The sequence below is a fragment of the Paenibacillus sp. LC231 genome (assembly GCF_001860525.1).
In the GTDB taxonomy this organism is placed as follows: domain Bacteria; phylum Bacillota; class Bacilli; order Paenibacillales; family Paenibacillaceae; genus Paenibacillus_AQ.
In genome coordinates this window covers 242684-259475 of the sequence record NZ_JFOM01000037.1, presented here as the reverse complement: position 1 = coordinate 259475, position 16792 = coordinate 242684, and the positions used below count along the sequence as shown (strand labels likewise).

The following is a 16792-nucleotide window of genomic DNA, read 5'->3' as shown; positions in this document are numbered from 1 at the left end:
TCGGTCATCATCGGAAGATGGGCGTGCAGCGCTGTTTTTTCGTTTTGTTCAATTCCTTCAGTTCAAATGTATTAAATCCCTCCTGCATTTTTTGATGGATTTCCTGGATGCTTTTCACATCCTCAAAAGAATATCGACGATTTCCTCCCTTCGTACGCTCCGGAAATATAAGCTTTCGTTCCTCGTAATACCGAATTTGCCGTTCCGTCAATCCGGTCAGTTCGCAAACAACCCCAATACTCATCACCTTACTCTCCATAATCTTTACCTCCTATGTAAGTATTGTTAACCCTGAGCTATTGTTCCTGGCTTGGGATTAAAACCGAAGAAGATAAAACGGCAATAATTTTGGCGATTTCATTTTGTTTGGAAGGATTTATGACATGATTTTATGAAAAAGAAGGTGAAAAAGCAATCATTTTTCAAAAATAAAAAAACAGTGTAAGAAAACCTAACAAAATTTAAGCCAAACCTTATTTTCTCTGCTAAGATCGGCTCATGAATCCAATCACAAACTAGCGAAGGAGTGAACGAGGGTGGCTACAAAAGAACAACCAAAAGAGATGACCCGGAGGCAATTTCTGACGACTGTTGGCAAGGTGGGTGGATCTGTCGCCGTCTTCAGCTTGATGGGTACGATGGGGCTCCTTACGCCGGAAACGTTGAAAGCAGCGGAATATACGCCTCCCGGAAAAAATGACCTGAATCTAAGCGGCCGCGGCGGCAAGAAGATTGTTATTCTCGGCGCAGGAATCGCGGGTTTGACGGCAGCGTATGAGCTCGGTCTGGCAGGTTACGACTGCACGATATTGGAAGCCAAAAGCTTTGCCGGCGGGCGCAACTGGACGATCCGCAAAGAAACCTCCGTTGCGGAGATCGGATTTGGCCGTCAGACCTCCCGCTTTGATAACGGGCTGTACTTCAATGCAGGCCCGATGCGGATTCCGCAGTTTCACGTCACGCTGGATTATTGCAAGAAGTTTGGCGTAGCCATCGAGCCATTCAACAATGTGAATGAGAGCGGCTACTACTATAACGAGAACGTGGGGGCTTTATCCGGGCAGCGCGTCCCCAAGCGTGCAGCCAAAGCCGACGTACGCGGTTACGTGGCTGAGATGTTGGCCAAAGCCGTGAATCAAAATGCGCTGGATCTGCCGTTGACAGCGGAAGAGAAGCTGAAGCTGGTGGATTATCTGAAGATCGAAGGAGATCTGAATCCGGATCTGTTCTACAAGGGTTCCGAGCGCGGCGGGTATAAGGATGAGCCGGGAAGCCGCCTGGATGCCGGTGTGCTCCGGGATCCATTCGATTTGAAGGCGATCATCAATTCCGGCTTCGGCAAATATTTCAGCAACGAGTACGGTTACGACCAGCAGATGATGATGTTTCATCCCGTAGGCGGCATGGACGCCATCATCAAGGCATTTGAGAAAAGAATCGGCAACCGGATCAAGTACCGGGCAGAGGTGAAGGAAATTCGCCAGTCCTCTTCCGGTGTGAGGATCGTGTACACGGACGGCCATTCCGCCAGAGAGCAAGAAATCCGCGGCGATTACTGTATCTGCACCATACCGCTGACGGTGCTGAAGAAGATTCCGGCCGATTTCTCGCCTGAGATGTCCAAAGCGATCAGCAGCGTCGGTTACGCCTCTGCAGGTAAAATCGGCCTGCAGTTCAAACGGCGTTTTTGGGAAGAAGACGAATATTTATATGGCGGCAGCAGCTTGACGAATATGGACATTACGCAAATCTACTACCCTCCGACAGACTATTTTGGAAAGAAGGGGATTCTGCTCGGCTACTACGCATACGGGGGCACTGCCGATAAACTCGGAGCCATGTCGTATGCCGAGCGCGAGCGCCTTGCGCTGACGCAAGGCGCCAAGATCCATCCACAGTATCCGAAGGAGTTCGAGGCATCCTTTTCCATCGACTGGAAAAGGACTAAATACCAGGAAGGCGGCTGGGTATCCTATTCCGCCAACGACAGGAAAACCTACTACCCTACCCTCTGCAAGCCGGATAACCGTATTTACTTGGCAGGGGAGCACATCAGCTACATCACGGCTTGGCAAGCAGGGGCCATTGAGTCCGCCCGCGAGGTCGTAACCGACATCCATCAACGCGTAATGAAAGCGTAAAACGAAGGGAGACGATTCCATGAAAAATCAACTGAAGACGATCCTGGCGCTGGCCATGCTGATCAGTGCGGTGAGTGTAACCGCAGCGTATGCCGACAGCTCCTCCGCCTATAAGAAGCCGACCAAAGCTTCGCCCGCCCCGAAATTTTACGGCAGTCCTACATCCTCTATTTCCAGCGGGGTTATCATACCCGAAGGGGCTTCCTATCTTTATACAAGCGGGACGGTTCCGCCCTTGCTGAACAAGGATGGCAAGACGGTTTATGAGCGCTATGGCGATACCAAAACCCAAGGGATCGGCATCCTGAAGGAGATCGAGAAACAACTGAAGGAGCAGGGGCTGACGATGAAGGATGTCGTCTATTTGAGAGTGTACTTAACCCCGGATGCAGCCAAGAACGGAGCTTTTGATTATACCGGCTGGTTTGACGCATACGCCCAGTTTTTCAATACGAAGGAGAATCCCGTGAAGCCTGCGCGTTCTACCGTGGGGGTAGCGAGCCTCGTGAATGCCGATTGGTTGATTGAGATTGAAGCCGTAGCCGTATACCCTGGCAAGGATAAGAAAAAGTAAATTGTTCTTGTTCCACGTAGTCGGCTGATCGAATAGCCGCTGGCTTTCACAAAAGAACGGTCACCATCACATATTAAAGGAGTTGGGTTCCATGTTTCAAAATGTTGGCTTTGTCGGATTGATGATGATCCTGATTGTCGTGCTCATTCTGTTCGGTCCTTCCAAGCTGCCGGAGCTTGGCCGGGCGGTGGGCCGCACATTGTCTGAATTCAAAGCTTCCGCCAGAGACTTGGTTGGGGAAGATAAGGAAGAGGAAAAGGGCAAGGAGAGGGAAAGGGAGGGAGCGGTCATCAAACTGAAAGGGTGATCAGGCCGTTTCATCCAGCCCTCAGCACTATGAGATTGGATATGTATGTACAAATGAAGCTGTCCCGTGGAGCTGCTGTAGCCCATGGAGACAGCTTTTTTGAATGCTTGGACTTTGAGGTCAATGCAAGGACTGAAACTTAGCGATGACATCCTTTGCCAGGATTCAGAGAAACTCCTGAGGGGTATACACAAGTACAGGCAATTCTACATTTCATCATTCATTACTCTAAGAGGAGCTGATATTTATGGATAGCAACGTATTTAAAGGGAAATGGAAACAGATGAAGGGTGAAGCGAAGAAGCAATGGGGCAAATTGACGGATGACGATCTCGATGTGATCGACGGCCAGAAGGATAAATTGGTTGGCAAGCTGCAGGAACGTTACGGACATACGAAGGATGCGGCGGAGCGTGAATATACCGATTGGAGTGCAAGATACCGCGACTAGTCTAAAGGACGATAAGGGAGGCAGAACGAATCATGTTGGAATCCCGGGTTGTGACCGGCAAGGTGATCGATATTCGTGACGGCAAGGTGTTTACCTTACACGGAGACATGGTCAGCACCTATCATTTGGGATACTATGAGATGATGAATGAGGAAGTTCTCCCTGTCACAGACAGTCAGCAGGGAGTGGAAACCGCTGACCAGCTTCATAACCGCTTGGAGAAAGAGTGCAAATCGAGCCTGATTTGCGCTCTTTTTTTGCCTTTTTAAGCTTGGATGTCCGGGCACTGAGCCATGAGAATTTCATGTGAGTTTTATATTTAAAAAGTCATATTGACTTGGGTCTGATGCGGTGTAGAATGAGGTCAAAAGGAAGTTTGATCATCCCATTTAGGGCGGAGAGTGCTTCGTGCTGCATAGAAGAGCGGGGGCAGCAGAAGCCTTTCATGTCATTCATATTTTATATCATGAACGGAGGGAGGGGGCGAGGTGGGAATGGTTGCACTTGTAGTCGGGGCCACAGGGCTTGTGGGGCGTATGGTAACCGAAGAACTGCTGGGACGCGAGGAGCTTGAAGAGGTTCGCGTGCTGGTACGAAGTCTGCCTGATATTACGCATCCCCAGTTGAAGCCCATCTTGGTAGAATGGGATCAACTGGATCGATACAGCGAAGCTTTTTCAGGCGTCCACAGCGTGTATTGCTGCCTGGGAACCACGATCAGGAAAGCAGGGTCCCAGCAGCAGTTCCGTAAAGTGGATGTGGATTATGTCATCAAGACAGCGGAGTTGGCTAAGCGGCACGGGGTGAGACAATTTATGGCGGTCAGCTCCGCAGGCGCTAATCCGAAGGTTCGTAATTTCTATCTTCGCACCAAGGGTGAGGTTGAAGAAAAGCTGGCCGGGATTGGTTTTCGGGGGCTGCATCTGTTCAGACCGTCATTATTGCTGGGCGAGCGGCCCGAGCGGCGGTTTGGAGAGCGGGTGGCATCGGTTCTCATGACTTCCCTCGACTTTGCATTCAAAGGTCCGAAGCTGGCTCCATATCGGGCCATACCCGCGCGGAAAGTAGCCAAGTCGATGGTGAATATCGGCTTAACGGATATGAAAGGCCGCCATGTATACACCAATGAAGTCATTCATGTTCTCGGCGAGGCCGCTGAATAAATTTGCCAGAGCACCCGTGGCAGATTACAATGTACACAGATAGGAATACATAGAAAGGGTGACAAACCATGAGTAAACATATCATATCGACCAACAAAGCACCGGGAGCTATCGGACCTTACAGCCAAGCTGTAGAAATCAACGGATTCGTCTATACCTCAGGCCAGCTCGGCCTGAATCCGGAAACGGGTGAATTCGGCGAGGGAGTTCAGGAGCAGGCGAAGCTGTCTCTTAGCAACGTGAAGGCGATCCTTGAAGCAGCCGGGACAAGCCTCGACCATGTGGTGAAAACTACCGTATTCTTGAAGGATATGAATGATTTTGCAGCGGTTAACGAAGTGTACGGCAGCTTCTTCTCCGAGCCTTACCCTGCTCGCAGCGCCGTTGAGGTTGCTCGTTTGCCGAAGGACGGACTGGTTGAGATTGAAGTCATCGCCGTTAAGCCATAAGCGATATGATCATATGTGAAAGGGAGCTTTGCCAATGCAGGCAAAGCTCCCTTTTTTTATACTCTATTGATTTTTAGCGATATTGAAAAGGGTGCGAACTAATCACATAGATGAGCAAGGGAAGCTTTTCGTTAAGGCTCGGTTTAATATCGAGATCTTCTCCGATTGCGCGTAAAGAAGAGCCATATGGCATATACAAACAGGACGATAGAGAGTACAAAGGCGGTCATTAAGATGCTGTCGGTTTCCCGATGCTCGGCCGCGATGGCGATGTAAGCCCAGGTGAAGACCAGCGGCACGATGCTGTCCCGGTAACGCTGGCCGATCCATATGGCGAGTAATGTACCGATGCAGAGCAGCACAATCCCCAAAGTGGTTTCGCGCAGGCCGAAGAGGCTCCAGTCATTCTTCTGAAACACGATTCCGACGTTGACGATAAAGGCAGGACATACCCAGCCGATATATAGGCTGAACGGAAATTTCAGACAGAACTTTTCCCCTGACGTTGGATAGTCGATTGTATGCGTGCGTACGTATAGAACCCATAGGGTTAACAGCAGCAGGAACATCACCACGACAGACCATTCAATATACAAATAGTGCCACAAAATAAGCCATGCCATATTGAATACGCAGCTGAGGATAAACCATGGACCGATGGATTTTACCGAATCGCGGTTTCCGGTGTCACGACGCAGCTGATAGATGACAAAAAAGAACAGCAGCACATAGATGACGGACCATATGGAAAAGGCATATCCTGCGGGAGTGATCGCTGTATAATACATATCTGATATCTCCCCGGTTGTTCTGCCGCCAAGCGGCAGCATGCCTGATAACACATTCACGGCAATTACACCGGCGAAAAACAGCAGATTCCACCAGCGGTACGGGTTGTTGCGGTACAATATAATCTCCTCCTGATATCAGTCTGGAATATATAGAATATACCCAAAAGAATGAATATCGAGCCAGCAGCCAAGAAAAGGGCACCGCCCCTTCACTTAACTCATAGGTTTCTTGCGGTATTCGTTGGGCGTTAAACCCTCCATCTTTTTGAACACTTTGCTGAAATACTTCTCATCCTGGTAACCAACCATCTCCGCGATTTGGGCGATCCGGATCTGGGGATTGAGCAGCAGCGTTTTGGCTTTGTCGATACGAATCCGCCCGAGAAAATCCGATAGCGTTACGCCGAATTCCTGCTTGAATTTTCGCGAAATGTACTCCCTGCTAAGAAAGAACTTCCCCGCAATTTGCTGAAGGGAAATCTCCTCATGATAGTGCTGCTCCAAATAGTGGGCAATATCATGAATGATGTGGCTGTCCTTGGAATGAATCTGGGTAAGAACCCGGGATGCTGCATACAGCCTTCCGCTGATCTGTTCGCGCCAGCGGTCCCAGCAGATCATTCCCTCCTCGCTGTAAGGAAGCGGGGAGGGGAGGTCCTGCGAGATTTCAGCGTCTTCGATGGGCTCCTGCGTGCTTTTCACTTCATTTTCCGTCCAATGATACTGGATCCAGTCCCACTCCGAATTCCATCTCGCCAGATGCTCCGGCGATACGAGATCCCTCTCTCTCACATCTTGCAGCCATTCTTCCGTGGCTGCCTCAATGCGCTCCTTGCTCCTGCTAAGCGCAGCCAGTTTGAATTTCTCCTCGTAGGAGGAGAGCCGCAGGGTGCGCGAGCCATCGCTTTCAACGGCGCGTTCGCGATGGATACGGGATTTGCCGGTTAATAGATTGCGGCTGCACAAAGCTTGGGCGGCATTCAGATAAGCCTTCGGCAAATCTTCGGGAAAGGCGTCTGCTCTGGCGGCACCGAAATGGCTTCGCCTGCGAAGGGTGGAGAAGAACCCGTCATTGATTCGATCCAGTACGTCGTTAAAGGGAAGCCGCGGATTCCAACAGAGGATCATGATTTCACCGGGCTTGTCGATATGTCGAAAGGCAACCCCCTGATCCATCAACAGTTCATTGCAAATATTGATGAGCGTGAAGGATAGCAGATGGCGCCTGTTGCGGAATTTGGCCAGCAAAGCTTCGTCAAATTGATCATCGCGTAGGACGGCAACGTTATAGATCATGCCGGTTACGGGCAGCGTCATCCGGTTTCGCAATTGAGAAACCACGCTGTCCCTGTTGCCGTAGCCGTTAACCAGATCCGAGAGCAGGCGGTCCATATAGAAAGGGGTCATCTGATTCATTTCGATATTCTGGTTAGTAATCTGCTGCCGCTTCTCTTCCTCGAGCTGCCAGGTTTGAACCGCTTTGGCCAGCGCTTCGTTCAAGCTGTCCGGTTCAACGGGCTTGAGAATATAGTCAATGCCTCCCGAACGGATCGTATGACGCACATATTCAAAATCATCATATCCGCTAATGACGAGCACTTTAATATCCGGTTTCGTAGTATGGAGCCAGGTAAGCAGCTCCAGTCCGTTTTTGCGGGGCATTCGCATGTCGGTCATGACAATTTGCGGTTTGTTCTCCTCGATTAAGCGGACCGCTTCCTCCCCGTCAGCGGCCTGATCAATTTCCGTGACGCCATGCCGCTCCCAGTCTGCCAGAAGCCCTATAGCCTCCCTCACATGCTGTTCGTCATCTACGATCAATACTCTCATTCTACTGTTCACTCTCCCATGCGTTGATATCGAGCGTGACCTTGACGCCGTGTGGTACTACATTCTCTATCGTTAATCCGGCCTTGTTGTCGGAGTATAAGTTCAATCGCATCAATACATTCAAGAGCCCAATCGATTCATTGCCGGCATCGTTCCGGTCAGGGTGGCCGTAAGCGGTCGCAAGTTTGCTGCGAATCAAGGCGAGCTCGGCCTCTTCGATGGAGGACCCGTTATTTTCAACGATGACGATCAAGCGGCGATCTTCCGAGATGCGGGAAGATATGGATATATGGCCGACGCCGGCGTGCGTATTCATGCCATGCTTAAAATAATTCTCAACAATCGGCTGCAGGATCATCTTTGGAACCGGAGTCGTAAGGCTCTCCGAATCCAAATCCCATGTGATGTCCAGCTGGTCACGGAACCGCTGCTTCTGCAGTTCAAGGTACAGCCGCACATGGTTGATCTCATCCTGCAGGGTCACTTTGCCCTCGCTGTTGCGCATATTGTAGCGCATCATATTCGCCAGCGATGAGAGCAGGGAATAGATTCGCGGCACATTATGCTGCAGGGCCAGGGTACCGATCGACTGGAGCGAATTGTACAGGAAATGCGGATCAATCTGCGCCTGGAGTGCCTTCAGCTGATTGGTCTTATTGGCGATTTCCAGCCGGTACTCACGCAGGATCAGGTTGTTGATGGTGTCCATCATCGTTCGGAAGCGGCGGGAGAGAATCCCGATCTCGTCCGGGCTTGTAACGTCAATATCCACGTCAAGCCGCCCGGTTTTCACCTGATTCATATAGCTTGTGAGTTGTTTAATGGGTCTTGTAATCCGAATGGATATCCATAGCGTGCCGAATATGACAACGAACAGTGCTAATATCGCAATAATCGCGTTAATGCTCGTGAGTTCTGTCGAATGTTTGTACAACGTTTGATGCGGGATTTGTTTGACAAGCGTCCAAGGAGCGTAAGGCAAATCGAGCTTCTCGTAGACGATCATCGCGTCTTCGCCGTCATAATATCCATTATCCGCTTGAGCGATTTCGCCCATGAGCACAGGGTCGTCCAAACTTTGCCCTCTCTGCTGCGGATCCGGACCGTAGATGATGCTTCCCTCGTCATCAATCAAGTATAGCTGTTCTTCCCCTTTAGCATACAGTTGATCGCAAATGGCCAAAATACTGTCAAGTTTCACATCGATCGCCATAAGGGCATATTGGTCGGGTGACGGCACGTTGGTGATGGATCGATAGAAGGTGAAAACTTCAAAATTCAAAATGTCCGCAGGCCGCGGAGGGAACCCGTAACTGTGCACCTGATGGACGGGCTCGATGGCCGTATTGCCCGGGCCGAATTCTTCTATTTTACGGTAGGGCGCCTGACGGAATTCCCTACGAGGGAGATTACTAGATATCTGGGTGGACTGTCCCGTTAAATTATTATGCAGATAAATTTGATGCACGTCCTGCGTGCCCGTTTGAATGGCCTGCAAGGTTGTATACAGCTCGGCTACAACCCGGTGATTATCGGGATCTAAGGCAAGATTGCGCAGAAAATGGGGATCGGAATATACGGACAGGGAGGCGCGGTCGATGCCGCGCAAATAGTTCATCAGATTGGTGGCTCCCTGATAAATCAATCGTATATTTTCATCCACCGTCTGCTCCTTCACGGACTCGCGGGTATGCGTAAACGTAATGAACAGCGAGAGCAGGAGCGGAATGGTTGTGACAGCGAGCATGAATGTGATCAGCCGGGTCTGGATGCTGCGGTATTTCATATAGGATCACCCCCTGAGTTATGGATTGGGCATCGCGTATGGTCAATATTTTACACCTAACGGTTCATGATTCTCCGTGTTTATTGTTTACAGGTTACCGCATAATGGCTGTACATCATACAACAACTTAAACGAAAAGGGGAGATCAAGGGATGAATCGAAAAAAATCTTCGGCGCTGCTGCAGCAGTTTCTTTTCGTGGGACCTTCCACTATTTTTTTCATCCTGATCATGATCATTCCGTTCCTTCTGGGTCTTTATTATTCCTTCACGAACTGGAATGGCGTGTCAAGCAAAATCGACTTTGTCGGCTTTGATAATTTTGTTACCATTTTTACCAATGATGATAAATTCCGTGATGCCTTCTGGTTCACAACCCGGTTTACGGTGCTTGGCGTCATCCTTACGAATCTGCTCGGATTTTTACTGGCGTACTTCCTGACCAAGCCGCTTAAGACACGGAACGTGCTCCGGACGATTTTCTTCATGCCTAACGTCATCGGCGGCCTGCTGCTCGGTTTTATCTGGCAGTTTATTTTTGTCAAAGGGTTTGCAGCGATCGGTAATGCCACCAACCTCGGATTTTTCAATCTGCCATGGCTCGGTACGAAGGGAACTGCCTTTTGGGCAATTGTAATCGTTTTCGTATGGCAGACGGCAGGTTACCTGATGGTCATCTACATCTCCTCGCTCAACAACGTGCCGAAGGATATTCTGGAGGCAGCCGAAATCGACGGCGCGAGCAGAGGGCAGGTACTGCGGTCTATCATTATACCGCTCGTTATGCCAGCGGTTACGGTATGTTTGTTCCTGGCGATTTCCTGGTCCTTCAAAATGTTCGACTTGAACCTGTCCTTAACTAAAGGCGGACCGTTCGGCTCCACGGAGTCGGTGGCCATGAATATTTACAACGAGGCTTATACGAATAACCGTCTCGGGCTCGGAACGGCGAAAGCGGTCATCTTCTTCATCGTGGTTGCCATCATAACAAGTCTGCAAGTTCGATTCACGAAGAGCAAGGAGGTTGAAGCCTAATGGAGACCACGAAAAAATACCGGCTGAACACCATGGTTACCGAGATCATTATGGTCGTCGTAGCCCTGCTATTCCTGGTTCCGTTCTACTTCCTGTTCGTGAACTCTGTCAAAACCTTCGGCGATCTGTTGACGGACTCGGCAGGACTTCCGACCACCCTTGAATGGAGCAACTATTCACGGGCGTGGGAGATCACCAATTTCCCGCAGGCGTTCTGGAACTCGCTGGTCGTTACGGTAGCCAGCAATCTGCTGCTGGCGATGTTAAGTGCGATGACCGCGTATCAGATGGTTCGCCGGAATACGCGCTTTAACCAGATCATGTTTGCGCTTTTTGTGGCGGCGATGGTCATTCCGTTTCAATCGATCATGATTCCGCTCGTGAAAGTGACGGCAACGATGGGCATTAACAACAGCTTGTACGGGCTCATTATCTGTTACCTGGGCTTCGGAGTTCCGCTAAGCGTATTTCTGTTCCATGGCTTCGTGAAATCGATCCCGATGGAGATCGAAGAAGCCGCAACCGTGGATGGATCCAGCGGATACGGCGTATTCTTCCGGGTGGTATTCCCGCTGATGAAGCCGATGTTCGTTACGGTCATCATCCTGAACACCCTATGGATATGGAATGACTACCTGCTGCCATCCCTGATCCTGCAGTCCGCAGAGCTTCGGACCATTCCGATTGCTACCTTCGCCTTTTTTGGGCAATATACCAAGCAGTGGGATTTGGCTCTGCCGGCGCTGGTGCTGGGGATCATGCCGGTCATTATTTTCTTCCTGGCCATGCAGAAATACATCATTGAGGGCATTACGCAAGGAGCGGTGAAGGGATAGCCGCCAATCGGTCAATTCCTTCCCCCTCACAGATCAATATAATCCCTGATTTAACGAAAAAAGGTTGATTATACTGGAAAAGTAAACGCTATCAACAAATGCAGTACACGATCCTTATAGAAGAAAAAAAGGGAGGATTCACAATGAAGAAATACGGTAAGCTGCTCCTGGTCATGGTTCTGGCTTTCTCTACGCTGCTTGCAGCCTGCGGCGGAAAGAATGAGGACAATCAAGGCGCTGATGGTGGTGCCGAGGGCGGAACGAAAACGATTAAGATTTTTCAATTTAAAGTCGAAATCGCCGAAGCTCTGAATAAACTGAAAGCCGAATACGAAAAAGAGCATCCCGGCATTAAGCTGGACATTCAAACGGTTGGCGGCGGCTCGGATTATGGCGCGGCGCTGAAAGCGAAGTTCGCTTCCGGCGACGAGCCGGACATTTTCAACGTTGGCGGATACCGCGATCTTGAAACGTGGTTCGAGAATGTTGAGGATCTCTCAGACCAGCCATGGGTGAAGGATGTTGTTGACGTTGCCAAAGAGCCTATGACCAAAGACGGTAAACTGTACGGACAACCGATGACGATCGAGGGCTATGGATTTATTTATAATAAAGATTTGTTTGAAAAAGCGGGAATCACCGAGCTTCCTAAGACGCTCACAGAGCTTGAGGAAGCAGCCAAAAAACTGCAAGCCGCTGGTATTACGCCATTCGTGAACGGATACCAAGAGACCTGGATTTTGGCCAACCATTTGCTGAACATTCCGTTCGCCCATCAGGAAGATCCGAATGCATTCGTTAAAGGAATGAATGAAGGCACGGAGAAGCTGGTTGGCAACGCGAAATTCGACGAATGGATGAGACTGTTCGACCTCACCGTCCAATACGGCCAGAAGAACCCGCTGACGACGGATTACAACACGGAAATCACGACCTTTGCCAGCGGTGAAGCGGCCATGACCCAGAACGGGAACTGGACGCAAGTACAGATCGACGGCATCAATCCGGATCTGAACATCGGCCTTCTGCCGATGCCGATCAATGACAATGCCGAAGAGAATGACAAGCTTCCGATCGGCGTGCCAAACAACTGGGTCGTGAACAACAAATCGCAGGTGAAGGATGAAGCGAAGGAATTCCTGAACTGGCTCGTCACTTCGGAGACCGGTAAACGTTACATTACGGAAGAGTTCAAGTTCATCCCGGCACTGACCAGCATCGAAGCAAACAGCGAGACGCTTGGCGATCTGGGGAACGATGTCATGAAATACAGCAAAGAGAACAAAGCGCTCAGCTGGGAGTTCAACAAATTCCCTGACGGCGGCATGAATGAATTCGGCAGCCAGATGCAAGGTTATGTGGCAGGCAATGTGGACAAGAACCAATTGTTCGAAGGCATTCAGAAATCATGGGAAAGCTTGAAAGCGAAGTAATCATAATAAAAGGTCGAAGACAGACTCATTTAGAGCGCTGTGCTTCGACCTTTTCGTTTCTTAATCATATACTTTTAGCTTTGTGGCACCGTCTCTATCGTTGATAAGCATGCCCCGTGGTCAAGGGGAAGAAGCAGTGCAGGATTCTCACTAATAGTGCGTGTTCAAAAAGGTCGATTTTCAGCACCGAGAAGGTTGGATGAAGCTAGGGAGTGAGGAGCGGAGCGTACGTTTTGGGTACGTGAGCACCGGAAGGCCCGGCTGAATTCAAGATTCGATGCCGAGCTGCTTCCTGATTCGCTTCGTGATCAAAAGCGGACTTTTTGAACAACCTCTAATAATGATTTCGGATCAGCAAATATATAATGAAACCAACAACAGGGAAGAACAACAAGCCCAGCACAACCAGAATCGCAAATTCGGGGCTGCGGCCTTTTCGCCTGGCGTCATTATAACCCCATACGCAGACGGCAATGTGAAGAAGGAAGAAGAATAATCCCAGTAATAATGTCAAAATCCCCATAATGCCAAAGCCAACAAAACTCATAATGAAATACCCTCCCGAACTCTAATTGTATGATCTACATACGGTCGATCGGCATTAGGGTCGCATAAAAACAAAAAAATTGGGATTTTCCTGCTGGCGGTAACCGGTGATTGTATAAGATTACGGTTATTTTATTAACCTATATAGGAGAATTCTGCAATACATAGATCACTACGAAATAGTAAATACATGGTATGATAAAGGTTGACGTTATTTTGGCGTGGGAACGATTTCGCATCGTTTTGAAATGTTGAAGCTATCGTATAAGATAGTAATAATATCTATAAAGCAGGAAAAGACGGGAGACAACGATGAATCAACCGCTCTATGGCGTATGGTTAGGTGACGTATTCTTTTGTTTTTCCGGTGAGGTTTCGGAACCGAGAGTGGATGCTTGGAGCCGCGTGGTCCGTACCTTTCGCAGACCGGATGGAATCCGTCCCTTCGCTAACGCTTCCCTCCGGCTTGCCGAGCTCCGATATCCGGCCAAAGTTCTCGGATCGAAAAGCGCACGGCGTCCGGAACGGAAGACACTTGGCGGACGGACGATGGAAGGGCTTGCTCTGACACCGGGAGACGCATTTCAATGGCTGATCTCGCTGGATCCTGAGTATTATCAGACTCAGGGCCTAAGCGTTGGTGAAGAAATGGAATATTGGGTACAAGCAAGCAGATTCGCATTGGAACTGCTCCTGCAAGGGAAGTTTGCACCAGGGACGGCCGAGGTGCCTTCCGTAGGCAGGCGCCGGACAACGATGCAAAACATAAAGGCGGTATGGAAGCCGCAGCTGTCTGCCGAGGATGGAGCGCGCTTTCTGCAGTTGGCAGCGAATATCCCGCCCATTGCGATCGGGACGCCGGCAGCTCTTGCCGGATTCGATCCTTCTACCCGTGAGGAAGCAGGGGCTATTGTGCTGTATTCTTTTCTGTGCGGCGTGATCGACAGCCAAGTCCGGGCGGCTGTCCGCGAATCGGAGGATAAGCTGCGGACCTATCTGGCGAACTACCGGCGGGGACAATCTCCGCTGGCCGAACTGTGGTGGAACAGCCTGTTGACCGTTAGTCGGGACATTCCCATTCAAGGGACGGCCGAGGAAGTGAGCGAGCTGGAGGAAGCCGTTGAACGCGTTGGAGGGACGGCGTTTCCATATGACAGCGGAGAGGATCAGCCTCCCGAGAACGGGACCATTGGACTTGGGCTGCGGCTTGAGCCGCCCCTGGATGAGAGCCGGAAGGACTGGAAGGTGTCCTTCTGGGCACGCAGTCAGGAGGATGAAGGCTTATCGATGCCCGTCCGCAGCATTTGGGGAAATCCGGAATCCGATCAGCTGATCCGTGGACGGATGTATTCTAAGGTTCAACTGCAGCTGTTAATGAAGCTGGGAGAAGCGGCAGAGCTGGCACCGGAGCTGGCCGCTGGCTTGTACGGGCGTGCTCCCGAGAGCGTGTCGCTGTCGCTTGACCGCTTGTCCACATTTATGAAGGAATCGGTTCCGAAATTAACGGCAAGCGGAGTCACGGTTCAAATGCCTTCACGATGGAGCAGGGAAGGGCGCCGCCGCGTCGGCTTGTCTCTCAAAATGATGCCGGATGCAAGACCATCCGGCGAAGCGCATCCTCTGCCGGTGCTCGGCATGGAGCATCTGGTCAGCTTTCAAATCTCCGCAGCGATGGGAGGCCAATCCCTGACGCGCGAAGAATTGAAGTTTCTGGCCGAACAGAACCTGCCCTATGTCCAGTTCCGCGGGGAATGGGTTGAGGTGGATCTGAAGGAGATCAACCAAGTGCTGCGGTTCATGAAGCGCCATGAGAAGGGCGAGATGGAGCTTGCGGAATGGATGCATCTTAGCGCGGATATGGATGGAGAACGCATGTGGAAAGGTCTCTTTATCGAGGAAGTGGAGACAACTGGTCTGCTATCCTCCTTACTGGATGGCGAAACGGCCCGCAAGCTGCCGTCTCGTCCAATTCCTTCCTCGCTTCACGGCGAACTGAGACCGTATCAGGAACGGGGGTACCAGTGGCTTAGCGTGATGCGCGATTTGGGATTTGGTGTTTGCCTTGCCGACGATATGGGACTTGGAAAAACGGTACAGGTTATTACCTGTCTGCTGGAGCGTCTCAATACGGAATCGGCTGGCGGTCCGGTGCTGATTATTTGTCCGACTTCGCTTCTGGGTAACTGGCAGCGGGAAATTCAGCGATTTGCACCGGATCTGACCTTGCATGTGCACCATGGCGTTCGACGTCTGCGTGGAGAGGACTTCCTGCAGGAAGCAGCCAATCATGATATCGTGCTGACCACCTATCATTTGGCGGGAAGAGACGGCGGTGATTTATCCGCTATCCAGTGGTCGAGTGTGGTGCTTGACGAAGCACAATATATTAAGAATTATCGTACGAAGCAAGCGCAGAGCGTCATGAAATTATCCGCGCCTCACCGTATTGCCATGACCGGAACACCGGTGGAGAACCGTTTGGCCGAGCTGTGGTCGATCTTTCACTTTCTTAATCCGGGATATCTCGGCTCCTTTAACACGTTCCGTCAGCGATATGCGCCGGGAGAGGGGCAGCAGGAGAGATTCCGTGAGCTTCATAAGCTCGTATCTCCGTTCATGCTGCGCAGACTCAAGAGCGATCCGGATATCCGGAAGGATCTGCCGGAGAAATTGGAATTGAAATCGTATTGCCCGCTGACCGAGGTTCAAGGTGCGATGTACCAAGCGGTTGTCGATGAGATGATGGGACAGATCGAAAGCCGGACGGGCATGGCGCGCAAGGGACTTGTGCTTTCATCCCTCACCAAGCTGAAGCAGATATGCGATCATCCGCAGCTGCTTCGACGCGACGAAGGACGTGCGGTGCGTGCGGAGTCCTCGGGCAAAATGGAGCGCATGCTTGAAATTCTCGACAGCATCGCGGATGTTGGAGAATCCGCACTGATTTTTACCCAGTATGTAGGCATGGGTGAATTGCTGGTAAGCATGCTTGGGCGTAAATACGGGAAGGAGCCGTATTTCCTTCATGGCGGGGTGCCCAAACGGGAGCGGGATGAGATGGTACGGGCGTTCCAGGCAGGCGAGGGGACTGAGTTTTTTGTTCTGTCGTTAAAAGCCGGGGGCGTAGGTCTGAATTTGACCCGTGCGAACCATGTGCTCCACTATGACCGTTGGTGGAACCCGGCGGTTGAGAATCAGGCGACGGACCGTGTGTTCCGGATCGGCCAGCATCGCAACGTTCAGGTTCACAAGCTGATTTCTCAGGGAACGCTGGAGGAACGGATTGACGAGCTGATTGAACAGAAGAAGGCGTTGTCCGAGCAGGTGGTCGGATCGGGTGAAACATGGCTGACGGAAATGTCGGACGGTGAGCTTCGCCAGTTGATCGAGCTGCAAGAGCAGGATTGGATGTAACCGGATTGCATAAGGCGCGTGAAGCAGCGTAAAAAGG

At 50.8% G+C, this 16792-nt stretch carries 16 protein-coding genes; 11 read left to right on the top strand and 5 right to left on the bottom strand.

What is annotated here, in order from left to right:
* Positions 1-7: 7 nt before the first annotated feature.
* Positions 8-259: a MerR family transcriptional regulator gene (locus tag AK95_RS22335; RefSeq protein WP_071222093.1), complete on the bottom strand. Its 252-nt coding sequence runs from the start codon at positions 257-259 to the stop codon at positions 8-10.
* Positions 260-536: 277 nt separating this feature from the next.
* Between AK95_RS22335 and AK95_RS22330 the strand changes: the two genes are divergently transcribed.
* From AK95_RS22330 to AK95_RS22300, 7 genes are all read left to right on the top strand, one after another.
* A complete protein-coding gene (locus AK95_RS22330; protein ID WP_083397707.1) occupies positions 537-2141 on the top strand; it encodes a flavin monoamine oxidase family protein in 1605 nt (534 codons plus the stop codon).
* 19 nt (positions 2142-2160) lie between these two features.
* Positions 2161-2715 carry a RidA family protein gene (locus AK95_RS22325; protein ID WP_071222092.1) on the top strand — a complete coding sequence of 185 codons (555 nt, stop codon included), beginning with the start codon at positions 2161-2163 and terminating at the stop codon, positions 2713-2715.
* 91 nt (positions 2716-2806) lie between these two features.
* Positions 2807-3022 (top strand): twin-arginine translocase TatA/TatE family subunit, encoded by a 216-nt coding sequence (locus AK95_RS22320; RefSeq protein ID WP_071222091.1) that lies wholly within the window; start codon positions 2807-2809, stop codon positions 3020-3022.
* Positions 3023-3269: 247 nt separating this feature from the next.
* Positions 3270-3473, top strand: a complete 204-nt coding sequence (locus AK95_RS22315; RefSeq protein WP_071222090.1) for a CsbD family protein — start codon at positions 3270-3272, stop codon at positions 3471-3473.
* 32 nt (positions 3474-3505) lie between these two features.
* The gene (locus tag AK95_RS22310) at positions 3506-3742 is read left to right on the top strand and encodes a hypothetical protein (RefSeq protein ID WP_235613202.1); all 237 of its coding nucleotides are present in this window, start codon (positions 3506-3508) and stop codon (positions 3740-3742) included.
* 219 nt (positions 3743-3961) lie between these two features.
* On the top strand, positions 3962-4636 hold the full coding sequence (locus AK95_RS22305) for an NAD(P)H-binding protein (RefSeq protein ID WP_071222089.1): 675 nt from the start codon (positions 3962-3964) through the stop codon (positions 4634-4636).
* Positions 4637-4704: 68 nt separating this feature from the next.
* The gene (locus AK95_RS22300) at positions 4705-5085 is read left to right on the top strand and encodes a RidA family protein (protein WP_071222088.1); all 381 of its coding nucleotides are present in this window, start codon (positions 4705-4707) and stop codon (positions 5083-5085) included.
* A gap of 143 nt (positions 5086-5228) precedes the next feature.
* On the opposite strand, the gene AK95_RS22295 is transcribed toward AK95_RS22300, so the two are convergent.
* The 3 genes from AK95_RS22295 to AK95_RS22285 form a co-directional block, all read right to left on the bottom strand.
* A complete protein-coding gene (locus AK95_RS22295; RefSeq protein WP_071222087.1) occupies positions 5229-5993 on the bottom strand; it encodes a tryptophan-rich sensory protein in 765 nt (254 codons plus the stop codon).
* Positions 5994-6089: 96 nt separating this feature from the next.
* Positions 6090-7706, bottom strand: a complete 1617-nt coding sequence (locus AK95_RS22290; RefSeq protein ID WP_071222086.1) for a response regulator — start codon at positions 7704-7706, stop codon at positions 6090-6092.
* A 1-nt stretch (position 7707) separates the two neighbouring features.
* Positions 7708-9492, bottom strand: a complete 1785-nt coding sequence (locus tag AK95_RS22285) for a cache domain-containing sensor histidine kinase (protein WP_071222085.1) — start codon at positions 9490-9492, stop codon at positions 7708-7710.
* A 152-nt stretch (positions 9493-9644) separates the two neighbouring features.
* Between AK95_RS22285 and AK95_RS22280 the strand changes: the two genes are divergently transcribed.
* The 3 genes from AK95_RS22280 (at position 9645) to AK95_RS22270 (ending at position 12795) form a co-directional block, all read left to right on the top strand.
* The gene (locus AK95_RS22280) at positions 9645-10526 is read left to right on the top strand and encodes a carbohydrate ABC transporter permease (RefSeq protein ID WP_071222084.1); all 882 of its coding nucleotides are present in this window, start codon (positions 9645-9647) and stop codon (positions 10524-10526) included.
* The gene (locus tag AK95_RS22275; RefSeq protein ID WP_071222083.1) at positions 10526-11362 is read left to right on the top strand and encodes a carbohydrate ABC transporter permease; all 837 of its coding nucleotides are present in this window, start codon (positions 10526-10528) and stop codon (positions 11360-11362) included. Before AK95_RS22280 ends, AK95_RS22275 begins: the two co-directional genes overlap by 1 nt.
* A gap of 143 nt (positions 11363-11505) precedes the next feature.
* Positions 11506-12795, top strand: coding sequence for an ABC transporter substrate-binding protein (locus AK95_RS22270; RefSeq protein ID WP_071222082.1), 1290 nt, complete (start codon positions 11506-11508; stop codon positions 12793-12795).
* A gap of 334 nt (positions 12796-13129) precedes the next feature.
* Here AK95_RS22270 and AK95_RS22265 read toward each other — a convergent pair whose 3' ends face one another.
* The gene (locus AK95_RS22265; protein WP_071222081.1) at positions 13130-13342 is read right to left on the bottom strand and encodes a PLDc N-terminal domain-containing protein; all 213 of its coding nucleotides are present in this window, start codon (positions 13340-13342) and stop codon (positions 13130-13132) included.
* A gap of 311 nt (positions 13343-13653) precedes the next feature.
* Here AK95_RS22265 and AK95_RS22260 point away from each other — a divergent pair, with 311 nt between their 5' ends.
* The gene (locus AK95_RS22260) at positions 13654-16755 is read left to right on the top strand and encodes a DEAD/DEAH box helicase (protein ID WP_071222080.1); all 3102 of its coding nucleotides are present in this window, start codon (positions 13654-13656) and stop codon (positions 16753-16755) included.
* The last annotated feature ends 37 nt before the right edge of the window (positions 16756-16792 follow it).

Excerpts from the sequence above, each read along its gene's own strand:
- AK95_RS22325 (WP_071222092.1), top strand. The coding sequence starts at position 2,161 with ATGAAAAATCAACTGAAGACGATCCTGGCGCTGGCCATGCTGATCAGT.
- AK95_RS22260 (WP_071222080.1), top strand. The coding sequence starts at position 13,654 with ATGAATCAACCGCTCTATGGCGTATGGTTAGGTGACGTATTCTTTTGT.
- AK95_RS22270 (WP_071222082.1), top strand. The coding sequence starts at position 11,506 with ATGAAGAAATACGGTAAGCTGCTCCTGGTCATGGTTCTGGCTTTCTCT.
- AK95_RS22300 (WP_071222088.1), top strand. The coding sequence starts at position 4,705 with ATGAGTAAACATATCATATCGACCAACAAAGCACCGGGAGCTATCGGA.
- AK95_RS22320 (WP_071222091.1), top strand. The coding sequence starts at position 2,807 with ATGTTTCAAAATGTTGGCTTTGTCGGATTGATGATGATCCTGATTGTC.
- AK95_RS22265 (WP_071222081.1), bottom strand. The coding sequence starts at position 13,342 with ATGAGTTTTGTTGGCTTTGGCATTATGGGGATTTTGACATTATTACTG.
- AK95_RS22290 (WP_071222086.1), bottom strand. The coding sequence starts at position 7,706 with ATGAGAGTATTGATCGTAGATGACGAACAGCATGTGAGGGAGGCTATA.
- AK95_RS22315 (WP_071222090.1), top strand. The coding sequence starts at position 3,270 with ATGGATAGCAACGTATTTAAAGGGAAATGGAAACAGATGAAGGGTGAA.
- AK95_RS22285 (WP_071222085.1), bottom strand. The coding sequence starts at position 9,492 with ATGAAATACCGCAGCATCCAGACCCGGCTGATCACATTCATGCTCGCT.
- AK95_RS22335 (WP_071222093.1), bottom strand. The coding sequence starts at position 259 with ATGGAGAGTAAGGTGATGAGTATTGGGGTTGTTTGCGAACTGACCGGA.
- AK95_RS22310 (WP_235613202.1), top strand. The coding sequence starts at position 3,506 with ATGTTGGAATCCCGGGTTGTGACCGGCAAGGTGATCGATATTCGTGAC.
- AK95_RS22280 (WP_071222084.1), top strand. The coding sequence starts at position 9,645 with ATGAATCGAAAAAAATCTTCGGCGCTGCTGCAGCAGTTTCTTTTCGTG.
- AK95_RS22275 (WP_071222083.1), top strand. The coding sequence starts at position 10,526 with ATGGAGACCACGAAAAAATACCGGCTGAACACCATGGTTACCGAGATC.